Raw genomic sequence first — 21,775 nt, 5'->3', positions numbered from 1 at the left:
GGCGTGGAAATATTTGTGCCAGCATAGCAAAATACAGACAATTTAGTGAAAGTTGTATTTTTGGCTATGCCCAACGCGGCTAGAGCTTTTCTAGCCCCAGCTCATCCGCCAATTCCACCAGCGAATCCCAGGTGGCCTCGGGCAGCGGGATGCCCTCGCGCTCGCGGGTGCTGCGGGTCAGGCGTTCGGGCTCGCCGGGCAGCAGCACGCGCTCCACGCCAGCGACGGGCGGGTTCGCGGCTACTTGCGCGCTCAGGCGTGCGGCTGCGGCGGCGAATTCGTCGGGCGGCACAAATGCGGGGATGGAGAAGGCGAGGATCAGCGTGCCGTTGAAGCCATGATTGCCTGGCACGGTCGGGTCGACGCCGCCAAAGGTGCGCGCCAGCAGCTCGATCATCATGCTCAGGCCCGAGCCTTTGTGCTGCCCAAAGGTTTGCAGCGCGCCGCCGACGTAGAATGCAGCCGGATCGAGCGTTTCGTTGCCAGCCGTGTCGCGCAGCACGCCCGGCGCGATCTGCTCGCCCTTGGCGCGCGCCACGCGCAGCTTGCCCTCGGCCACGCCCGAGGTGGCGAAATCGAGCACCAGCGGCGGGTCGCCCGGCGCGGCCATGGCGAAGGGATTGGTGCCCATCAGCCGGCCATAGCCGCCAAACGGCGCGACCGAGGTGCTGGCGTTGCAGAAGGCGATGCCCACCATCCCGGCGGCTGCAATCATTTCCACATACGCGCCCAGCCGGCCAACGTGGTTGCAGTTGCGGATGTTCACCGCTGCCACGCCCTGCGCCCGGGCAATTTCAATGGCTGTTTCGGCGGCCAGCTGCGCGGCGGGCGCGCCCCAGCCCAGCCGGCCATCGACCTGAGCGGTTGCGCCGCTGCTGCCCAGCAAGGTTGGGCGCTCGGCGGGCAGCACCTGGCCGCTGCGGGCGTGCGCGACATACCACGGCAGGCGCAATACGCCGTGTGAGTCGTGGCCCATCAGGTTCGCGTCCACCAGCGAGTCGGCCACAAGGCGGGCGATGTCGGGCGGGCTGCCGATGGCGGTGAGGGCGGCTGCGGAGAACTGGCGAAGGGGCGATTCGGGCACCGTGCGCATGCCGGGCTGCCTTTCGTTTGAATGGGCGATTGCGGGGCGCGGGTGGGTGTGGGGCGTTGCGCCGGCTGTATTGCAAGAGTCGGCCGATCGTTTGCCACGAAGACTCGAAGCATTTTCCAATAACCACCAAGGCACGAAGATTTTATACCATTCTGAAACCCTTGGTGTCTTGGTGTCTTGGTGGTAAATGTTCTGAGCAGGCATATGCGAAAGGTATTGTCTTTAGCCTACCTTCGTGTCTTCGTGGCTATAAGTGCGGGAAGTTTAGCGCTTGCTGCGCTCGCGGGCGCGCTGCTCACGAAACTCGCGGGCGGCGTCTTCGATCCTGGCGCGCTGATCGCGGGCCTCGCCATCGCGCAGCGACAGCACCAGCGAGGCAATCGCGCCAATAAACAGCGCGGTGCCGAGGATGCCGATCACCAGCTGAAACGTATCGGAGTTGAAGCCCAGCGCAAGGTTGGCGTTCAGCAGCGCAAACGCGACCATCGCCGCTGCCGCAAGCTGAAACGCGCGCTGGCGACGCGGCCAGCTCCCGGCGCTGCGCGCCTGCATCAGCAGAAAGCCGCCCAGCAGCAGCGCGATCAGCACGCGAACCCAGTAGCTATTCATAGTTCCTCTTCCCTAATGTATTTTCGATTTACGATTTTGGATTTACGCTCCTGCTGAACCGCGTATCCATGCGGCACCGAGAATAGAAGGCCTCCGTGACCTTGTCTAAAAAGCCGCCAAGTGGGGCGGGTCAACAAAAGACCAATGAAGGCTCGCAGAAGTGGCTTGGCTCTGCTATCCTATGCCTTGATGCATCTCAAGGCCGCAAAAGACCGATGCGCTCGACGCTGTCACAGAGAATGGCTTTCGATGCATCGTATCGCTTGTTTCACAAGACCGTGTAAGATCCCAGTGCCCACGAGCACGTAGCCTCAAGACTGGTCCGAAACAAGCTCCTTTTTCTTGTCCTTTGGAGAGCTATCATGCACATTCTCGGCATTGACCTCGCCAAACTCACCTTCGATGTCACCCTGCTGCGTGAGGGTGGCGACCGTCGCCACAAGCAGTTTCCGAACACCTCCGCTGGTTTTGAGCAGCTCCAGCAGTGGCTTCGCTCCCAGCACATTGAGCACGTGCATGCCTGTATGGAGGCAACCAATGTCTATTGGGAAGCGCTGGCTGCCTTCCTCGCCGATGCTCAGCACATCGTCAGTGTGGTTAACCCTGCCCGTATCAAGGGTTTTGCCCAAAGCCAGATGATGCGCACCAAGACCGACAAACAGGATAGCCGCATCATTGCGTTGTTCTGCTTGCAATGCCAGCCCGAAGCCTGGACACCACCCTCTGCCGCCCAGCGCCGCTTGCGTGCGCTCACACGCCATCGCGACGACTTGCTCCAAACGCGCACGCAACTGTCCAATCGCTTGGGCGATACCAGCGACACGGTGGTGCGCACGTCGCTTGAAACGGTTCTGGCAAGCGTAGAGGAGCAGATCACAAGCGTCGAGGCACAACTCAAACAGCATCTCAAAGACGAGCGTGACCTGGGCGAGCAAGCTGCGCTTCTCACGGCGATTGTCGGAATAGGTACAATCACTGCCGCTAAGTTGCTGGGGGAGTTCTGCGATATCGACGCGTATACATCGGCCAAGGCGCTGGCGGCAGACGCGGGAGTAACACCGGCGCAGCACGAATCGGGAACGAGTGTGCGGCGGCGAACACACCTCTCGAAAGTGGGCAAGGCGAGCGTGCGAGCGGCGCTGTACTGGCCGGCAATTGTGGCGATGCGACGATGCGAAGGGTTCAAGGCGTTTGCGGAACGGCTGGCAGCGCGCGGCAAAGCCAAGGGTGTGATCATCGGTGCGGTGATGCGCAAGTTGTTGCACGTGGTCTATGGTGTACTCAAGCATAAAACGCCCTTTGACCCAAACAAAGTCCTTGGCCCGACCCGTTCTTCAACGTAATATCTCTGTGGCTTGTTCGTTTGGGCCTTAGCCGCCCACATGCACCGCCGGCCGGCGCTCGGGGTCGTCTTCGGCGCGGCGCAGGATTTCGCGCGTGGTGGGGCGCGATGTCGCCCTCGCCAAAGAGCACAAAACGCCCCAGGTGCACCAGCGGGTTTTGCTCGCCCCACTCGAAGTAGACATGGGGCAGCTTGCCGGTGCGGTCGCGCAGGTACAGCAGAAACGCCGCAATCGCGTTCGGCACGGCCGAGCTTTCGGCGCGCAGAATGCGGTAGCCCTCGACCTCGACGCCATCGACCTCCAGCACGTCGGCGAACTCCGAGGCGTCGCAGACCTTCACCTCCAGAAAGACCACCGGATCGGCGGGCGGGATGTGCGTATCGGCGCGCACCTCGCGCTCTTTGGCGCGGTACTCGGCGGCGTCGCCGGCGTCGAGCTGGTTGGCGATGATCCGGATTGTCTCGGCGTGCTGCAGTTCGTCGATGATCTCATTTGCCCTGGCGTCGAGCTCGACGCGCTCGGTGCGCAGCTCGGTCGAGCGCCACACTCGCGAAAGCAGCGAGACCAGGATAATCGCGCCAATAAAGAACGAAGCGATCTTGAGGCCCTCGGGCCGCTCGAAGATATTCACAATTGTGGTGTAAATAAACACCAGCGTGATCAGCGCAAACCCAAACGTCCAGCCGCGCTCGCCGCGCCGCCAGGCCGCCAGCGTCACCGCCACCGCCGCCGACGACATCAGCACCAGCACGCCCGTGGCATACGCGCCGCCCTGCGCATCGACATCGGCCCGGAAGATGATTGTGACGGCAAAGGCAATGGCCGTGAACACCAGCACCAGCGGGCGCGAGGCGCGCGTCCAGTCGGGCGCCATGCCATAGCGCGGCAGGTAGCGCGGCACAATATTCAGCAGGCCAGCCATCGCCGACGCGCCCGCAAACCACAGGATCGAGATCGTGCTGATGTCGTAGATCGTGCCGAAGATATCGCCAAAGTAGGTGTGCGCCAGGTAGGCCAGCGCCCGACCATTCGCTTTGCCGCCCGGCAGAAATTCCTCGTGCGGGATGAGCACAGCGGTGGCAAAGCTGCTCGCCAGCAGAAACACGCTCATGATCAGCGCGGCAGTGACCAGCAGCAGGCGCGTGTTGCGGATGCGACCAACCGGATTTTCCTCGGTGTCGGCGGGCGAGCCGCGCACCAGCGGCATCACGGCCACGCCCGTTTCAAAACCCGAAAGGCCGAGCGCCAGCTTGGGAAAGAGCAGCAGCGCCACGCCCAGCATCATCAGGGGGCTGCCGTGCTCGGTGAACAAAATCTGCTGCCAGTTCGTCACCAGCGGCGGATGAGTAATCACCTGATAGATCGCGTCGGCGATCACAATGAAGTTGAGCAGCAGGTAGGCAGCGACCAGCGCCACGGCGATGCCAATCGCTTCTTTAAAGCCTTTGAGAAAAATCGCGGCCAGCGCCGTCACCAGCACCAGCGTGATCAGCACGGGATAGTCGTGCAGCGCCGGTGGCACAAACGGGTTTTCGGCAATATGGGCGGTGGCATCCGCGGCCGAGAGCGTGATGGTGATAATAAAGTCGGTGGCAACAAAGCCCAGCAGAATCAGCACAAACAGCTTGCCCTGCCACCACGAGAGCAGGTGCTCGAGCATGGCGATCGAGCCTTCGCCATGCGGGCTTTCGGCAGCCACGCGCCGGTAGATCGGCAGCGCGCCAAACAGCGTCAGCAGCACCAGGATGAGCGTGGCAATTGGGGAAAGCGAGCCAGCCGCCAGCGCGGCGATGCCCGGCTGGTAGCCCAGTGTCGAGAAGTAATCGACGCCGGTGAGGCACATGACCTGCCACCACGCGTGCTGCGGGTGGCCCTCTTCCTCGTATGGCCCTTCGGTTTCGCGCACCTGGCCTTGCAGCAGCCAGCGCAGAAAGGCGCTGCGCGGGCGGGCCGGTGTTGAAGGTGTTGTCATATATGCTCGCTACCCTTGTCTTTCAAGCGGCAGGGCGCAGGTGCGCGTTTCACACCCTGCCGCCTGTCGCGCTTACGCCTGCTCCAGTCGCGCCAGCTCTTCCGCCACCACCGACTCGTCGAGCTTCTTGAAGAGCGGCCCCGGCTGGCGCAATGCCTGGCCCACCGGCAGCGCGCTTGGCTCCCAGCGCCCGACCCAGCTGGTGTAGTCGCCTGTCAGCACGCGGTGGCTCAGGCCATTTTCCTCAGTGTAATCGCGGAATTCGAGCGGCCCGGCGATATAGCCTTCGTAGCCGAGCAGCTCATGCAGCTTCTGGCTGCTGAACGGCAGAAACGGCGTCATCATAACTTTCAGCGTATCGACGCAGCGCAGCGCCACATACAGCACCGTGCCGGCGCGCTCGCGGTCGGTCTTGATCGCTTTCCACGGCTCCTGCTCGCTCAGGTACTGGTTGACCTGCCCGGCCAGGCGCATGGTTTCGCCCAGCGCGGCCTTGAAGCGCGCCACGTCGAGCAGCCCGCCCACAGCAGCCAGGCCTTCTTCCACAGCAGTGAGCAGCGCCGTGTCGGCGGCCTGAAGCTCGCCGGGCTGCGGCACCGTGCCAAAGTTGCGGAACACGTTGGTAAGTGTGCGGTTTACCAGGTTGCCCCAGGTCGCCACCAGCTCGTCGTTGTTGCGCCGCACAAACTCGGCCCAGGTGAAATCGGTGTCCTGCGTCTCCGGCCCGCCAATTGTCAGGAAATAGCGCAGCGGGTCGGCGTCGTAGCGACTCAAGACTTCGTTGACATAAATCACAATGCCGCGACTGCTGCTGAACTTCTTGCCTTCCATGGTCAGGAATTCGCTGCTGACCACGTCGTAAGGCAGGTTGAGCGCCGGGCTGTCGCCGTTGCCGCCAAACACGCCGCCGTTGCCGTAGCCCATCAGCATGCTCGGCCAGATCACGCTATGGAAAACGATATTATCCTTGCCCATGAAGTAGTAGTGCCGCGATGCGGGGTTCTGCCACCATTCTCGCCAAGCATCGGGCGTGCCACGATTTTTCGCCCACTCAATGCTGGCCGAAAGGTAGCCAATCACCGCGTCGAACCAGACATAGATGCGCTTGTCGTCGCGCTCGGCGTACTCGGGCAGCGGGATGGGCACGCCCCAGTCGAGGTCGCGCGTGATCGCGCGCGGGCGCAGCTCGTCGAGCAGGTTCAGCGAGAAGCTGCGCACGTTGGGCCGCCAGTGGCTTTGCGAGTTGATCCACTCGCCCAGCTGCGTGGCAAACGCCGAAAGGTCGAGAAAGAAGTGTTCGGTTTCCTTGAACACTGGCGGCTGCCCATCGACCTTCGAGCGCGGGTTGATCAGGTCAACCGGGTCGAGCTGGTTGCCGCAGTTGTCGCACTGGTCGCCGCGCGCCTCGGTGTAGCCGCAGATCGGGCAGGTGCCTTCGACATAGCGGTCGGGCAGGGTGCGCCCGGTGGCGGCAGAAAACGCGCCCAGCGCGGTCTGCTTCAGGATGTAGCCCTTGTCGTAGAGCGTCTTGAACAGGTCTTGCGTGACGGCATAGTGGTTCTGCGTGGTGGTGCGGGTGAACGTATCGTAGCTCAGGCCCAGGTTGCGCAGGTCGTCGCCAATCACAGTGTTGTAGCGGTCGGCCAGCTGCTTGGGCGTAATGCCTTCTTTGTCGGCGGCAAGCGTGATCGGCGTGCCGTGCTCGTCGGTGCCCGAGACCATCAGCACGTGGTTGCCTTTCAGGCGCTGGTAGCGGGCAAAAATATCGCTGGGCACGCCAAAGCCAGCCACATGGCCGACATGGCGCGGGCCATTGGCGTAAGGCCAGGCGACGGCAACAAGAATATACTCGGGCATTGTGAGACTCCACTCCCTTATGCGTGTATCGCTGATTGTTTAGCTGTGCAGCATAGTACAGAAGTGGGGTTTGCGCAAACGACGTGGGGCGCAGGAGGCGATGAGACTCGTTGTAAATCGTCGTCAAACCCATCGCGTCTTGGGCTGGCACCAACTTTCGCGTGGTACTTAACCAAGACGCGATGGGTTTGGCGAAGATTAATCGACGTCTTCCAGGTCGAGCGCCGAAAACCGCCGATCAGCGGAGACACCGTGCGCCGCCGCGAGCTGCGCTGGGCCACCGAACCAGCCGAGCACATCGTCGCGGCGCAGCAGGGTGGGCTGGGCGCCGCACAGCGCGTGGTACGAGGAATAGGGCCAGGTGCGGAAGTCGGTGATCATCCCGTGCTTCTGCGGGTTGTGGTGGATGTAGGTAACCAGCCGCAGCAGGTGCTGCTCTGACGTGACCTTTTTTCGCTCGAAAGGGTGCTCGAAGAGGCTGCCAGTGCGCCCGTAGGCCTTGTTGATCGCCTTGGCGTAGGCGTTGAACAGGTGGCCGAACTGCTGGCTTGGGTTGAGCGTTTTCGCGGAATTCTTCTGCTCGGCGCTTGCTTTGATTCGCACCAGCACATGAAAGTGATTTTTGAGCAGGCAGTAGGCGTAGGTGTCGGCGGCTGGCGCGATGTAGCGGGCGTAGAGCTTGAGGAAATGGTGGTAGTTGCGCTCCTCAAGAAACAGATTCTCGCGGTTGTTGCCACGGTTGTAGATGTGGTAGAAGCGACCGGGCTGAAGCGGAACAGCTTTGGACACGTTGGGCCTCCAGGACGCGAGGGTGACGTTGCTGTCAGTGTAAACGATGGGCGTTTCCAAGACCAAACCCTGCGCGTCTTGGGTTGTTACCACGATCAAACTGACACCAACCCAAGACGCGCAGGGTTTAGCGACGAAGACGCGCAGGGTTTAGCGACGAAGACACGCAGGTTTAGCGACGAAGACGCGCAGGGTTTGACCACGAAGACACGCAGGTTTAGCGTCGCGCCTCATCGTCAAGCTTCGGGAACAACACCGCGCCGGGCTGCACGCGCGCGCCGGCCGGGTAGCCGCCCCAGCGCAGCGATTCGCGCAGTTCGACAGCCGGAGTTGTTTCTAGCCCAAGCTGCGCGCCAATTGCGGCGGCGGTGCCGGGCAGAAACGGCGCCAGCGCGCAGCCAATCTGTCGCAGCGTTTCGGCCAGGGTGTAGAGCGCAGTTGCCAGCCGCGCCTCGGCTTCTGGCTCGGCGGCGCGGCGCTTTGCCAGCGCCCACGGCTGCGCCTCGATCACATATTTATTCGCCAGCGCCACCAACTCCCAGATCGCCGCCAGCGCCTCGTCGGGCGCAAATCGCTCCAGCGCGGCGTCGAGCCGTGGGTAGAGCGTTGCGCTGGCAGCGAGCAGCGGCTGTTCGAGGGTGGTGGGCGCGGCGGGCGCGGGCACGATCCCATCGTAGTAGCGATTGATCATGCCAAGCGTGCGGCTCAGCAGGTTGCCCAGGCCATCGGCCAGATCGGCGTTGTGGGCGCGCGCCAGCCGCTCGGGCGAGAAATCGCCGTCGCCGGTGGCGGGGATTTCGCGCAGCAGGTAGTAGCGCAGCGTGTCGGTGCCGAAGCGCGCAGCCAGCTCCACCGGGTCGATCACATTGCCGAGCGATTTGCCGATTTTCCGCCCGCCCGCCGTGACAAAGCCGTGGACGAAGATGTTGGTGGGCGGCACAACGCCAGCCGAAAGCAGCATGGCCGGCCAGTAGATCGCGTGGAAGCGGATGATGTTTTTGCCAATCACGTGCGTGCGGTGCGCGCCGTTCGCCCAGTAGCGGGTGAAGCCTTCCTGCCCTTCGGCATAGCCCAGCGCGGTGATGTAGTTGCCCAGCGCGTCGAACCAGACGTAGGTGACCTGCGCGGGGTCGCCGGGCACGGGAATGCCCCAGCCGCGCGCCCGCGAGCGCGAGCGCGAGATGCTGAAATCTTCCAGCCCGCCGCGAATGAAACTGAGTACTTCGTTCTTGCGCGTTGCCGGTACGATCCGCAGCTGGTCGCTGCTGATCAATTCTTCGAGCTGGCCAGCGTAGCGCGACAGGCGGAAGAAGTAGTTTTGCTCCTCGACCAGCTCGGGCGCAACCAGGTGCTCGGGGCACAGGCCGTCGATCAGCTCGTCTTCGGCGTAAAACTGCTCGCAGCCAACGCAGTACAACCCGCGATACGGGCGCTGGTAGATGTCGCCGTTGCGCGCACACGCCTCCCACAGCACGCGCACGCCGGCCGTGTGGCGCGCATCCACGCTGGTGCGAATGAAATCGTCGAACGAGAGATCAAGCGCGTTGCGCAGGGCGTAGAAGTGCGCCGCGTTGTGCTCGACCAGCTCGGCGGTGGGAATGCCAGCCTGCTCGGCGGCGCGCACATTCTTCAGGCTGTTTTCGTCGGTGCCGCTCAGGAACCAGACATCGCGGCCATTTAGCCGCTGGTAGCGCGCCAGCGCGTCGGCCTGCACGTCCTCGAGCGCGTGGCCGATGTGTGGCCGCGCATTGACATAGGGAATGGATGTGGTGATGTACCAGGGTGTTTGCGATTTCATAGATATTGTTTCTTTCTGCTGGGCAACAAAAAAGGCCGCCCAGCAAGGGCGGCCCGCGCGATCCGGCGTTCGGAATTTCAGGCAGCGCAATGCATGGTCAAGCGGCGGCGCGGTAGCCCGCGCCAGCGCATGAGCATGCTGTGTGTTGCGTGAAGAAACATTGTATCTACCCCTCGTTGTGCTATGCCAGGCCCAAACAGAACGGTAAGGAACGATTGCCACGAAGACTCGAAGAAACGAAGGCCATTAGGATGCTCTAAAGTCTTGGAGTCTTCGAGTCTTTGTGGCTATTTGAAAGGTATTGCATCCATTCACCATTCCCAACCCCGTGCTAAAAGCGCACTAGCGGCCGGGCTGGCGCGGCGGGCGGCGCGAGAGTGGCGTGCCGCGAGAAAACGGCTGCTTGAAGCCGCCATTCTTGGTGGCGGGTTTGCTGCTCTTGCCGCCGGATGGGTTATTCTTCTTCGACATACGAGCCTCCTTGGCGACGGGTTGTCGCAGATTGCCGTTCAGCTGGCGAATGTGCCTGCGGCTGTTCGGAATCAAAAAGCCGCAGGCGCCTGCGCGGTGCCCACGGCCGATGCTCGCAAATTGGGAAGAAGAAACTACCTTGGCGATGCACCTGCTGCGGGCGAGATCATGCTGCGAACGCGCATCAGCGCATTCGGCCGCATCATCATCATAGCGCGCAGGTTGGTCATCGAACGGCGGTCCTTCACACAATCGGTAATTGCCAGTGGCTGCACTATAGCATTCGGCGCAGAGTATGTCAATTGGCGGCTGCTCCGACCTTTGGCGGATGTTTGGTATGTTTCGGTTCGGTGGGCCTGCTAGGATAGAAAGAATCGCTTTGATCAAGCGCAGCCGGCGGTGCCGCGACGCACCTGCCAGTTGCATAAGGACGATGCCATGATCGCATCATCAATTACCTCCCTCATCCGCGAGCCTTCCGAACAACTCTGGCTGCGGCGCGTGCTCTCCATTCTGACCCTCGCCACCGCTATCTTCAGCCTTGCCCTGCTGAGCGTATTCGTGGTACTGCACCACCCTGGCTGGCTCGTGCTTGCGCTGCTTTTCGCGGGCGTGGCGGCCAGCCATTTCGCGGCGCTGGCGCTGATGAGGCGGGGCCGCGTATGCCTGGCGCTGCTCCAGCATAACGCGATTGTTGGCGCGATCTGCATTGTGCTGGCGCTGCTGGTGCCCTCGGCCCTGCCGTTGCTGCTGATGGTGCCAGCCCTGAATGTGGCGCTGGCACTGCCGCACCTTGGCGCGCGAATGCTGCGCGCGCTGGTTGCCGTGGCAATGGTTGCGACGGGGCTGGAGGTGACGCTGGCGCGCTGGGTGCATCTTGAGTCGCCAGCCGCCCGGATTGGCTTTATGCCCATGCTGCTGCTGGCGCTGGCCGAGGTTGGCTTTATCTTCTGGTATCTGTGGCACTATCGCGCCTCGTTTCGCCGGCTTCAGCTTGCCACGCGGGCGGCTCCCTGGGCGCTGCGCAGCGAGCAGCCCGCCACGGCGCACGCAGCGCAAACGCCGACGGCGGCCTTTTGCGAAGCGGCTGTGCCCTATCGTACCATCCTCGAACTGACCACCGACTACCTGTATTCCATGCGGGTCGATACCGCTGGCCGCGCCCGGATCGACTGGCTTTCGGAGTACCTTGTGAGCGTCACGGGCTACAGCATCGACGTAATTGAGCGGGCCGGCGGCTGGGAGCAGATCATCCATCCCGACGACCGCCACATCGAGCGCGAGCGCCGCGCCGACCTGCTGGCCGGCCGGCCGAATATGCGCGAATATCGCGTGATCACGCGCCAGGGCGGGGTGCTCTGGCTGCGCGATTATCGCTGGCCCGGCCCGGCTGGTGGCGCCGACATGGTGCTGAGCTGCGCCGCGCAAGACATCACCGCGCAGCACCACGCCGCTGAGCAGGTGCGCGCCATGAACCAGCAACTGACCGAGCGCGTGGCCGAGCTGCAAGCCGCGCAAGAGCAATTGCGCACGCTTTCGACACGCGACGCGCTGACTGGGCTGTTCAACCGGCGCTATATGGAAGAAGCCTTTGCGCGCGAAGTGAGCCGCGCCGCCCGCCAGGGCTACCCAATCGGCGTAATCATGCTCGATATCGACTCCTTCAAGCAGTTCAACGATACATTTGGCCATGCCGGTGGCGACGTGCTGCTGCGCGAGGTGGGCCATTTGCTGCACAACCATGTGCGCAGCAGCGACATTGCGTGCCGCTATGGCGGCGAGGAATTCATTATTCTGATGCCGGATACGACCCTGGATGCGCTGATGGAGCGGGCGGAGTTGCTGCGCCGAAGCGCGATGTACCTGCGCCCCGATTTCATGGGCAGCGCGCTCGGGCCGGTGACAATTTCGGTGGGCGTGGCGATGCTGCCCGAGCACGGCACCACCGCCGACGAGACTATCCACGCTGCCGACCAGGCGCTGTACCGCTCGAAACGCGCCGGCCGCAACCGCGTGACGCTGGCCGAAGACCGGCCCAAAAGCCGCGCCTGCGCTGAATAGCGTTAGGCCGGCGCGGCGCGGAGCGCCTTGAGCGCGGCCTGCACCTGCGGGTCGTCGGCGGGGTCGAAGCGCCACCAGTCGGCGTCTGCTGCAACATCGGGCTTGACGCCCACGCCTTCGATGAGCTTGCCATTGGGCATGCGGTAGGCATATTCGGCCAGCCACAGGCGCGAGCCGCCCGGCAGCGTATGCAGCACCAGGTTTTCGGTGTTGCCGGCGGTGGTTTCGCCCACCAGCGTGCCGCGCCCGCGCACGCGCACGCCCGCAGCAAACATCTCGGCGGCGCTGGCCGTGCCGGCGTTCATCAGCACGGCCAGCGGTACGTTCTCGGTGCCGGGAGCCATCACCCCACCAGGTATTTCCAGATCCTCGCGGTTCTGACGGCTGGCGCTGCTGCCGATCGAGCCACCGTCAATGAACAGGGCCAGCGTGTCGAGCAGCGCGGTGATATAGCCGCCGCCATTGTCGCGCACATCCAGGATGATGCCGTCGAGCGGGCCTTCGGCCAGCAGTTCGTCGACCTGATCGCGCGCCAGGGTGGCCAAATCCTCGCGGTCGAAGGTGTCGATGCGCAGCAGGCCAGTGCGCGTGCCGGGCAGAAGCCGCGCCTCGACGGGCGGGAAGGCGTCGCCGCCGATCACCTGCCGCGTCAGCGTGAACTCGCGCGGCGAGCCGCCCGACGAAACAACGCGAACATGCACGCTGGTGCCGGGCGCACCGCGCATAACCTCTTCAATCGACTGGTTGCCGAACGCAGCAGTATCGCTGATTGGGTTGCCGTTGATCGCCACAATCAGGTCGTGCGGCACAATCCCCGCTGCCTCGGCCGGGCTGCCCAGGCCCACGCGCGTAATCAGCGCGCCAGCCGTGTCGGTGCGCACCTGCACGCCAATGCCGCCGTACACTAGCGTCCCGCTCGATTGCGCCGACTCGCTGGCGACTTGCTGCGGGTTGTCGAAGCGCGAGTGCTCGTCGCCCAGCTCGCCAATCATTGCGGCCAGCAGATCGTAGGCTTCCGCCGGGTCGGCGGCGGCGGCGACCTGCGGGCGGTAGCTGGCGCGAATGGCGTCCCAGTCGAGCCCACGATAGTCGGCGTAGAGGTAGCGTTTTTGCACCAGGCCCCACACATCATCGAACAGCTTGGTGCGCGCCTCGGCGTCGAGCGGCGCAAGCGTGGCGGTAGGGCTGATCTGCACCGCCGTGGCGCTGGGCGTGGGCGTTGCGCTGGGCGTGGGCGTTGCGCTGGGTATTGGGGTGGCGCTGGGCGCGGGCGTGGCGGAAGGCTGCGCCGTGGCGCTGGGCGCGGGTGTGGCGCTTGGTGCGGCAGCAAAGGGCAATGGCGGCGCGGCGCAGCCGGCCAGCACCAGCAGCGCAAGCATGCATGCCCAGCGCCTGAGCGGCCTCGATGCCATGAAACATGCCTTTCCAATGCTGCGTGAACCATTCTGCCGCATGATACCATACGCGTCGGCACGCCGCGTGCGATAGCGCTGCGTAGAAGGCCGCTGGCCTGGCAGTTTTGCGAAATCAAAGAGGAATTGTATGACCGTGATGGCGATAGTCACGCTGGTTCTGGTGGGATGCACAATTGCCGGGATTGCGGTGGGGCGCTGGCCGCTTTTGCGCGCCAATCGCACCACCATCACGCTGATTGGGGCGGCGCTGCTGCTGGCCTGTGGCGCGCTGACGCTGCAGCAGGCCTATGCCGCGCTGGATTTGAATACGCTCTTGCTCTTGTTCAGCATGATGATTGTGAACGGTCACCTTTACCTGGCTGGCTTTTTTGGACTGGTGACGCAGCGCGTGGTGCGGCTGGCGCACGGCCCCTACACCTTGCTGGCGCTGGTAATCCTGGCGTCGGGCGTGCTTTCGGCACTATTTCTGAACGACACGGTGGTGCTGATTCTGACGCCACTGGTGCTGGAAATTTCGCGCCAGCTCAAGCGCAACCCGCTGCCCTACCTGCTGGGCCTGGCCACTGCCGCCAATGTTGGTTCGGCAGCCACAATTACGGGCAACCCGCAGAATATCGTGATCGGCAATGCGTCGCAGATACCGTATGGCACATTTGCGCTGGCGCTCACGCCCACCGCGCTGATTGGGCTGGCGATCTGCTGGGGCGTGGTGGTGCTGTGCTACCGCGCCGAGTTTCGTGAAGGCACGTTTGCCGTGCCCGAAGGCGCGCGGGTGCGGATCTACCGCCCGCTGCTGTGGAAGATCGCGGTGGTGCTGCCGGTGATGCTGGTGCTGTTCTTCGTGGGCGTGCCAGTGCCGCTGGCGACCTTTCTGGCCGCCGGGGCGCTGCTGGTGACGCGCCGGCTGAAATCGGAGCGCGTGTTTGCGACGATCGACTGGGGGCTGCTGGTGTTTTTCGCGGCACTGTTTGTGGTGACGGGCAGCCTGGAAGCGCAGCATCTCACCGATCAGCTATTTGCGTTCTTGCAGCCGCTGGCCGGCGCGGGGCTGGCAGCGTTCGGGCTGGTGACGGCGGTGCTTTCCAACCTGATCAGCAATGTGCCGGCGGTGCTGCTGCTGCAGCATGTGGTGCGCGCCTACCCCAACCCGCAGCGCGCCTGGCTCATGCTGGCGGCCGCCTCAACTCTGGCGGGCAACCTGACGCTGCTGGGCTCGGTGGCGAACCTGATTGTAGCGGAGCTGGCGGGGCGCTGGGGCGTGCGGCTTTCGTTCCGCGAGCACCTGCGCGTGGGCGTGCCCATCACGGTGCTGACGCTGCTGGTGGCGTTTTTGCTGGTGTAGAATCGCGCAGCCGCCGGGCAGTAAGCTCGGCGGCTGCAGCTAATCCCCTGCCATTGGGGTCGTGCGTGCTAGGCGGTAAGCTGCTCGTAGACGCGCCGCAGGTGCTGGCAGCGTTCCAGCCGGTTAAAGACATTGCGCTTGATGATGTAGATTTCCTGGATGCTGGAAAACAGCTCGGGGTGCTGGCGCAAGATCTCGCGCGGCGGCATGCCCTCGAAGAAGGTGCAATTGATCACGGTGCGCTCGTGCGCGCTGAGCGATTGCAGCGCCAGGATGTTTCGCACTTCCTCGAACAGCGCGGCGTTTGTGATCTGATCTTCGGTTGTTTCGATCGGCGTTAGCTCGATTTTATGGCAGAGCCGATCGCGCACCAGCGCCGAGCGGCGGTCGTCGGTGACGGCGGCCGAAACACAGGTTCGCAGGTAGGCGAGCAGCGCCGCAATCGAATGGAAGTGATCGAAATGGTCGCTTTTGCGCAGTGCCATCCATGCGCGCACAAACGCCCGGTCGGCGATGTCTTCGGGGCTGTCGCCGAGGTAGTTTTTGTTGCAATAATGGTGCGCCCAGCCCAGCATTAAGGTGTGATACTGCGCGTAGATCATTGCCCACGCTTCGGCAGATCGTTCGACGATCGCGCGGCGAAACAATTCATAGGCTTCGCCATCAGCAAGCTCGTGCTCCATTCACGAAAACCTCCACTAAGCAGCCACAATCGTGTTTGGGGATACTTTGTTAGAGGTCTTTTTTACGAATCTGTTCACTCGAATTCGAAGTTTTCTAAAAAATTGTGAAATCGATGCACGCAGGCAGCCATGCGCTCGCAAAACTGCGGGCGCATGGCTGCCTGCGGTGACGGGAAGCTGTTTGCGCTAGAATGGCGACGCTGCCGCTTGCGGCGTCCAGAACAGGCGGTAGCGCTCGATGCGCGGCCCGGCGACCTGCAGGTTCACCAGCGCCTGGCCGGTTTCGCGCTGCAGCGGCATGGCAATGAATGACGAGCCGGATGGCTGGTAGCTGGGCATCGGCTGCCAGCTACCGTCGGCGACCTGCCGATAGACGCCTAATGTCCCGCCGTCCTGCGGCGCATCCACATCGAAGTAAAGCACAACCGTGGGGTTCAGCTCGAGCGGCAGGGCGGCGTTGCTGGCGATGCTGAAGCCATAGCCGCGCGCTTCGGCACCGCCCGGCAGCGTGTTTGGCAGGCCGTGCAGCAGCGTGGTGACGGCGCGAATGGCGCTGTAATCGCGCCCAAGCTCGTCGCGCTGGAAGAAAAGCATGATGTTGCCTTCCGACGAGCCGGCGCTGATCGAGGGCGGGCCGGGCGGGATGTGGGTGGCCGGGCCGCCGCCCTGCGAGTAGGTGAAGATCAGCATGCCACCTTCGGGCCAGCTCAGCAGCACATGCCCATCGAGCGATGTCACATTTTGCGGCGCGCTGGCCCAGTCGCTGCCGCCGGGCGCGCCAAGCTGCAGCACTTCGCTGGCGGCGAGCTGGCCGTGCGGGAAGACCGCGACCATGTCGGGTGGCGTGCCGCTGCTTTGCACGCGCACGCTGATCTGCGCGATGCGCTCGTCGGACTCGCCGGTGCCGAGCGGGCTGGGCAGCACATCCACCACCGGGTAGGGTGCCGACGGCGGGGTTGCATCGCGCCACGCCGGGATGCTGGCCAGGCCGTCGGCGTCGGCGCTGGCGATGGTGCCGGCCAGCACATGGAGCGCGCCGTCGGCGCTGCCCACCAGCACAGCGGTGTCGCCCACGCGCGCGCCCAGCAGCACAAAGCCATCGGCCGGCGCGCGCGCGTCGAGCGTGCCTTGCGCAATCAGGCGCTCGGGCTTGGTGGTGGTGCCACGCAGCAGGTACACCCAGCAGTGGCCGGGGTCGATGGTGTTTGGCACTGCTATGCGCAATTCTTCGGGCGCGGCGGGCGCGGCGAGTGTGTGGTAGGCTGGCAGTGGCAGCGGCAGGCGGCCCGGCCCGGGCAGCGGCTTGCGGTCGGCGACGGCATCGAGAAAGGGGTAGCGCCCTTTTTCGCGGATGATGCGCCACACATTCTTCAGCCGCCCTTCGGTGCTGCCGCTGTACTGCGGCACCAGCTCGCTGGTTCCTTCCAGTGTGCCCATAATCGACTCGGTGGCCAGGCTGATGCCCGGCACCATCAGGGTGTAGGCACCGCGCTCCAGCCGCTCGGCGCTGGCGCTGGCGGCGTTCACGGCGCTGGGCAGAAAGACGTGATGCGCTTCCAGGTATTCGTCGGGCAGCTCCAGCGCGTAGTGGCTCCATTCGTGCACGAGCGTGCGGTAGGCTTCTGGCTCGTCCCAGGGGATGCTGACGCGGTTGTTCTTGTGCCAGGCCGCGCGCCCCAGGCGAATGGCCATGTATTTCAGTTCGTTGTGCAGGCCGCTGACCCAGGTGCGCGGGTTCAGCCGATTCGACGCCATGATCTGAATATCAGCGGCGGCGAGCAGCTCGGGCCCGCCCACCGTTACCTGCCCAAAGGCCATGCGCCCGTCCGTGGCGTCATACAGGAAATCCGAGGCGCGGCGAAACGCCCAGGCCAGCATGTCGAGCGTGGCAGGCGCGGCGTACCACTCGGTGGCGGCCAGCACATTGAACAGGCACAGGCGCAGGTCGTCGGGCTGGGGCGGGCGCTCAACAGGAGTGAGCGTTGCGAGCTGTGCTCGGCGCGCGTCGGCGCTGGCGGGCTGGGGCGGGCGGTTGCCAAGCGGATCGGTGCCGTCGTCGGATTTCAGTAAACGATGTACAATGTACTCGCGGTACCCCCATTCCAGCGATTCGCCAAATACCGAGCCGCGTGCGACTGGCGGCGCGGGGCGCAGCTCGTGGAGCGCGCGCAGCTGGCGCTTGCTGCGGGGAAACTCTTCGCCCGCATCGAGCTGCACAACCTGATCGTCGGCATAGAAGCTGGCAGCAGTGTCGCTGGGCAGCGCATAAAGGTTGAAGATCATCCTGCCTGGCGTGTTGGCCATCGTCTCACACTCCTTTGTCTGCTTACGAATCTCATCAGTGCATCGGTATTTCGCAACCAAGGCGGCACAATGGCGTAGGCCCGCCGCCCGCAGAGAACAGAAAGCCTGGATTTGTGACCATACCCTTGCTGCCGCAACAGCGACTGCGCTATCTGTGCGCGCTGACACCCTGGTTTGATCGAACCGTGCTGGAGACGCTGGCGAGCGATGCTGGTGCGGAGGCTGATGCGCTGCTGGCGAGCGACATAGTGCTGGCGGCGTCAGGCGAGCTGCCCGGATACGAGCTGCGGCCAAGTGTACGGGCGCTGTACTTGCTGAAACTGCGTTCTGAAACACCACTCACTGAATTAACGCTGCAAACCCAACTTTTCGAGCACTTCCTGCAGCGATTTTCCGAAACTGCTGCTGACGACGCCCAGCGTCCTGCGCTGGAGCAGATCTGTTTTCTTCACCTGGCGCGGCAGGCAATTCTGCTGGCAGAATATATGGAATGGGAGACAATTGCGCAGCGCGCCGAACAGGTGCGTGCACTTGGCCCATACCCGCCCGAATTACAGGTTCACCTGACGTACTACCGGGGCTATGTCGCTATTCGCATGCAGCGCTACCAGGAAGGCGAAGACACGCTGATGCCCTTGCTGCCGCGGCCAGAGATAGATGGGCCGCTGCGCGCCTACGTCAATCTGGCGCTGGGGCATCGCTGGTTTTACCAGGGCGAGTATGCGAACGCGCGCCAGTTCTATGAGCAGGCGCTGGCGGTAGGGCGGCAGGCCGATGCGCCGATCGCCCAGGCGCAGGCCACAATTGCGCTTTCCATGATCTACAACGACCTGGGCGATCTGCCGAAGGCGCACGACCTTGCCAGCACCAGCCTGGCGATTGCGCGCAGCATCCCCAGCCGCTACCGCGAGGCGCACGCCCTGTATGAGGTTGGCAACAACGAGCTGCACATGGGCCACTGGCCCGAGGCCGAGGCATACTGCCGGCAGGCGATTCAGCTGTACGAGGAGCTGGGTGTGGAAGCGCGGCTGAGCATGCTGTACTGGAACAATGGCTTTCTGCAGCACATTCTGGGCAACGAGGCCGCCAGCGAAGCCAGCTACGTGCACACGCTCGAACGCACTGACGGCGCGGGCGCGTATGAGCTGGCCTTGCAGCTCGATACCTGGCTGTACCTCGGCTTGCTGTATCAGTCGCAGGGCCGCTGGGACGAGGCGCTGGGCGCGTATGGGCATGCACGGGCGCTGGCGAAAGATCACCAGCACGCCCAGCGGCTGGCGCTTATTCACTACCGCTGCGGCAATGTCTTCGAGGCGCAGGGCTGGCTGGAAAACGCGCACACTGCCTATGTTCAGGCGATTGAAGGGATTGAGCGGCTGCTGGGTACAGTGCAGCAAGAAGATATCAAGCTGGGCCTGCTTGGCACGGTGCAGCATGTGTATGAAGCGATGGTGCGCCTGTGCCTGCGGCTGAACAACCGCGCCGAGGCGTTTGGCTATGTCGAGCGGGCGCGATCACGCGCGTTTCTCGATCTGCTGAACGCGCGCCCAAGCGACGACGACGCACTGCTGCAAAAGGTGACACAGCGCCCGGCCACGCTGGCAGAGGTGCAGGCCGCGCTGCCGCACGGCACGCTGCTGCTGGAATATTTCACCATTGGCGTGCGCCCGCGCGGCGATAGCCTGGCAAACCGTGTGCCGCCCGAGAATACGCGCCTGCGCGAACAGCTCACGCTCGCGCCGCAAACGCTGCTGTTCGCTGTTACCCACGGGCGGCTGGATGTGTTTGAGCTGCCGCTCGACCCGAACACGCTGCGCCCGCAGCCCGGCGAGCCTGGCCCAACCGCCCGCCTGCTGCGCGACGACCTGCTGCCCGATTTGCATGCGCAGCTCCTTGCGCCGGCTGTGCCGCTGATCGAGCAGTGCTCGCAATTGTATCTGGTGCCGCACGGCCCGCTGCACCACGTGCCGTTTCTGGCGCTGCACAGCGCGGCCGGCACGCCATTGCTGGCAGCCAGTGGCCCGGCCATCGCGCTGGCGCCCTCGGCTACGATTCTGCTGCGGAGCTGCCTGAGCCGGCCGCGCGGGCGGGCGTACGCGCACCTGGCGCTTGGCTATAACAATGATCAAAGCAGCACACGGCTCGGCGCGCTGCGCCAGAATATTGGCGCACCGCTGCAGTATGCCGAGGCCGAAGCGCGCCATGTTGCGCGGCTGATTGGCGGCGCGGCGTGGGCCGGTTCTTCGCCCAAAAGCGCGAACCTGATCATGGCGGGGCCGCACGCGCAGTGGCTGCATATTGCCGGGCACGCCGAGTACGACCCGCACGAGCCGCTGGATTCGGCGCTGTACCTGGGCGAGGGCGACAAGCTCACTGCGCGCCGCCTGCTGGCTGAGCTGGAGCTGAGCGCCGACCTGGTGACGCTGAGCGCATGCAGCAGCGGCGTGGCGCTGGTTGGGCATGGCGATGAATTGCTGGGTTTGCAGCGCGCGTTTTTATACGCAGGCGCGCCAGCGGTGGTGTGCGCGCTGTGGGAAACCGACGATCTGGTGGCGCTGCTGGTGATGGATCGTTTTTATCGCGGAATGGTGAGTGGCACGCCGCCCGCCGCCGCGCTGCGCGATGCCCAGGTGGCGGTGCGCAGTATGAACGGCCGCGAGCTGCAAGCCACGCTCGATAGCTGGCGCGCAGGCGACCCGGTGCTGGCGCAGGCGCTGGCCGGGCTACCGCGCGTGCCCGAACACCTGCTCGACGCGCAGTTCTACACCGCGCCGCGCCACTGGGCGACCTTTGTGCTGATCGGGCGGGCGGATTGAGCGCGGGCGAGCGGATTTGGTATGACGGGGTGACACGAACAGTTGGCAGTATGCAGTTGGCAGACGGCAGTAACCTGCAACCTTCCAACGTGCAACCTGTAACCAACTCTCCGTGCCTCTGTGTCCCCGTGGTCCATTTTCGTCGGTTGTCGCTACAACCTGCAACCAGAAAACCTGCAACCAAACTCTCCGCGCCCTTTGCGTCTTTGCGGTGAATTTCGCTTCTTATCGTGCCGCTTGTCTCGTGTCTATGTGGCCCGCCGCGCCAGCGCGAGCGCGCCAAGCAGCGCAGTGTCGTAGCCAAGCTGGCTGATGCGCAGCTCGGGCGCGGGCACCAGCCGCAGGTGCGTTTCGAGCACCGCCCGCGCCGCGTCGAGCAGGCGTGCGCCGCCGCCCACCGCCACGCCGCCGCCCAGCACAACCAGGTCGGGCGTGTAGAGCGCGGCGATGTTGCGCAGCCCCTGCCCCAGATTGTAGCCTACCTCGCTCCACTCGGCATCGCTCAACTCTTCGGCAGGCTTGCCGTAGATGCGGCGAATGGCCGTGCCCGAAATCAGCGCTTCCAGGCAGTCGGGCGCGCCGCACAGGCAGGCCACGCGCTCGGGGTGCGCGCAGCGGAAGGGGATGGATTGGTGGCCGACTTCGGGGTGCGCGCCGCCCGCGCCGTGGTAGATCGCGCCGTCGAAGAGAAAGCCGCCGCCCATGCCAGTGCTGAGCGTGATGTACAGGAAACGCGGGGTGCTCAGCCCGGCCAGCGTGTACTCGCCCAGCGCGGCTACATTCGTGTCTACATCCACTGCAAACGGGCAGCCCCAGCGCGCTTCCATCATATCTTTCAATGGCACAGCGCGCCAGGCCGGCTGGTGCAGCGGCGAAACGATCCCGCGCACAGCGTCGAGCGGGCCGCCAATGGCCGCGCCCATGCCCGCGATTGGCTGGCCCTGCGCTACCTCGTCGATCATGCTGTGCAGCAGATCGAGTCCTTCCGCAAGCGGCGCGGGCGTGGGCGCGCGCACCCGCCGCACAATCGCGCCGCTGCTGTCGCCCGCCGCAACCATGAATTTGGTGCCGCCAATGTCGAGGCCGACGTATGTGCCCATATATACCCCGCCGAAATTTATTGTAGTAGGGGCGTAGCAGTTGCCTGCATCGAGTGGCAAAAGATCAATATTTGTACGCCATCAGTCGAGCGCGCCGTATCGATCAATACGGGCAACTGCTA

General features: G+C 64.1%; 15 protein-coding genes. 4 read left to right on the top strand and 11 right to left on the bottom strand.

Annotated elements, in window-relative coordinates:
* Positions 1-79: 79 nt before the first annotated feature.
* Both M1P90_RS15195 and M1P90_RS15190 read right to left on the bottom strand, forming a co-directional pair.
* Positions 80-1,093, bottom strand: a complete 1,014-nt coding sequence (locus M1P90_RS15195) for an Ldh family oxidoreductase (RefSeq protein ID WP_483703631.1) — start codon at positions 1,091-1,093, stop codon at positions 80-82.
* Positions 1,094-1,357: 264 nt separating this feature from the next.
* Positions 1,358-1,702, bottom strand: a complete 345-nt coding sequence (locus tag M1P90_RS15190) for a hypothetical protein (RefSeq protein ID WP_483703629.1) — start codon at positions 1,700-1,702, stop codon at positions 1,358-1,360.
* Between the two features lie 362 nt (positions 1,703-2,064).
* Here M1P90_RS15190 and M1P90_RS15185 point away from each other — a divergent pair, with 362 nt between their 5' ends.
* Positions 2,065-3,045: an IS110 family RNA-guided transposase gene (locus M1P90_RS15185; RefSeq protein WP_483698797.1), complete on the top strand. Its 981-nt coding sequence runs from the start codon at positions 2,065-2,067 to the stop codon at positions 3,043-3,045.
* Here the strand turns inward: M1P90_RS15185 and M1P90_RS15180 are convergent.
* The 5 genes from M1P90_RS15180 to M1P90_RS15160 form a co-directional block, all read right to left on the bottom strand.
* Positions 2,984-5,017, bottom strand: coding sequence for a hypothetical protein (locus M1P90_RS15180; protein ID WP_483703627.1), 2,034 nt, complete (start codon positions 5,015-5,017; stop codon positions 2,984-2,986). The two genes, M1P90_RS15185 and M1P90_RS15180, sit on opposite strands and share 62 nt — an antisense overlap.
* Before the next feature lie 72 nt (positions 5,018-5,089).
* Positions 5,090-6,874 (bottom strand): methionine--tRNA ligase, encoded by a 1,785-nt coding sequence (gene metG, locus M1P90_RS15175; protein ID WP_483703625.1) that lies wholly within the window; start codon positions 6,872-6,874, stop codon positions 5,090-5,092.
* A 198-nt stretch (positions 6,875-7,072) separates the two neighbouring features.
* The gene (locus M1P90_RS15170; RefSeq protein WP_483703623.1) at positions 7,073-7,663 is read right to left on the bottom strand and encodes a transposase; all 591 of its coding nucleotides are present in this window, start codon (positions 7,661-7,663) and stop codon (positions 7,073-7,075) included.
* A gap of 217 nt (positions 7,664-7,880) precedes the next feature.
* The gene (locus tag M1P90_RS15165; protein ID WP_483703621.1) at positions 7,881-9,461 is read right to left on the bottom strand and encodes a class I tRNA ligase family protein; all 1,581 of its coding nucleotides are present in this window, start codon (positions 9,459-9,461) and stop codon (positions 7,881-7,883) included.
* Between the two features lie 342 nt (positions 9,462-9,803).
* Positions 9,804-9,932, bottom strand: coding sequence for a hypothetical protein (locus M1P90_RS15160; RefSeq protein WP_483703619.1), 129 nt, complete (start codon positions 9,930-9,932; stop codon positions 9,804-9,806).
* A gap of 438 nt (positions 9,933-10,370) precedes the next feature.
* Here M1P90_RS15160 and M1P90_RS15155 point away from each other — a divergent pair, with 438 nt between their 5' ends.
* Positions 10,371-11,993, top strand: coding sequence for a GGDEF domain-containing protein (locus M1P90_RS15155; RefSeq protein WP_483703617.1), 1,623 nt, complete (start codon positions 10,371-10,373; stop codon positions 11,991-11,993).
* A gap of 2 nt (positions 11,994-11,995) precedes the next feature.
* Here the strand turns inward: M1P90_RS15155 and M1P90_RS15150 are convergent, their stop codons facing one another.
* Complete coding sequence (locus M1P90_RS15150; protein WP_483703615.1) at positions 11,996-13,405, bottom strand: S41 family peptidase; 1,410 nt, start codon at positions 13,403-13,405, stop codon at positions 11,996-11,998.
* Between the two features lie 130 nt (positions 13,406-13,535).
* Between M1P90_RS15150 and M1P90_RS15145 the strand changes: the two genes are divergently transcribed.
* The gene (locus tag M1P90_RS15145; protein WP_483703613.1) at positions 13,536-14,750 is read left to right on the top strand and encodes an anion transporter; all 1,215 of its coding nucleotides are present in this window, start codon (positions 13,536-13,538) and stop codon (positions 14,748-14,750) included.
* Between the two features lie 68 nt (positions 14,751-14,818).
* Here M1P90_RS15145 and M1P90_RS15140 read toward each other — a convergent pair whose 3' ends face one another.
* Together M1P90_RS15140 and M1P90_RS15135 are read right to left on the bottom strand one after the other, a co-directional pair.
* Positions 14,819-15,433 (bottom strand): sigma-70 family RNA polymerase sigma factor, encoded by a 615-nt coding sequence (locus M1P90_RS15140; protein WP_483703611.1) that lies wholly within the window; start codon positions 15,431-15,433, stop codon positions 14,819-14,821.
* A gap of 186 nt (positions 15,434-15,619) precedes the next feature.
* The gene (locus tag M1P90_RS15135; RefSeq protein WP_483703609.1) at positions 15,620-17,737 is read right to left on the bottom strand and encodes a hypothetical protein; all 2,118 of its coding nucleotides are present in this window, start codon (positions 17,735-17,737) and stop codon (positions 15,620-15,622) included.
* 113 nt (positions 17,738-17,850) lie between these two features.
* On the opposite strand from M1P90_RS15135, the gene M1P90_RS15130 reads away from it, so the two are divergent.
* Positions 17,851-20,553, top strand: coding sequence for a CHAT domain-containing protein (locus tag M1P90_RS15130; protein WP_483703607.1), 2,703 nt, complete (start codon positions 17,851-17,853; stop codon positions 20,551-20,553).
* A gap of 248 nt (positions 20,554-20,801) precedes the next feature.
* Here the strand turns inward: M1P90_RS15130 and M1P90_RS15125 are convergent, their stop codons facing one another.
* Positions 20,802-21,653 carry an ROK family protein gene (locus M1P90_RS15125; protein WP_483703605.1) on the bottom strand — a complete coding sequence of 284 codons (852 nt, stop codon included), beginning with the start codon at positions 21,651-21,653 and terminating at the stop codon, positions 20,802-20,804.
* Positions 21,654-21,775: the final 122 nt, after the last annotated feature.

Source organism: Kouleothrix sp. 19917 (genome assembly GCF_057073505.1).
This window is presented reverse-complemented; position numbering and strand designations above follow the sequence as displayed.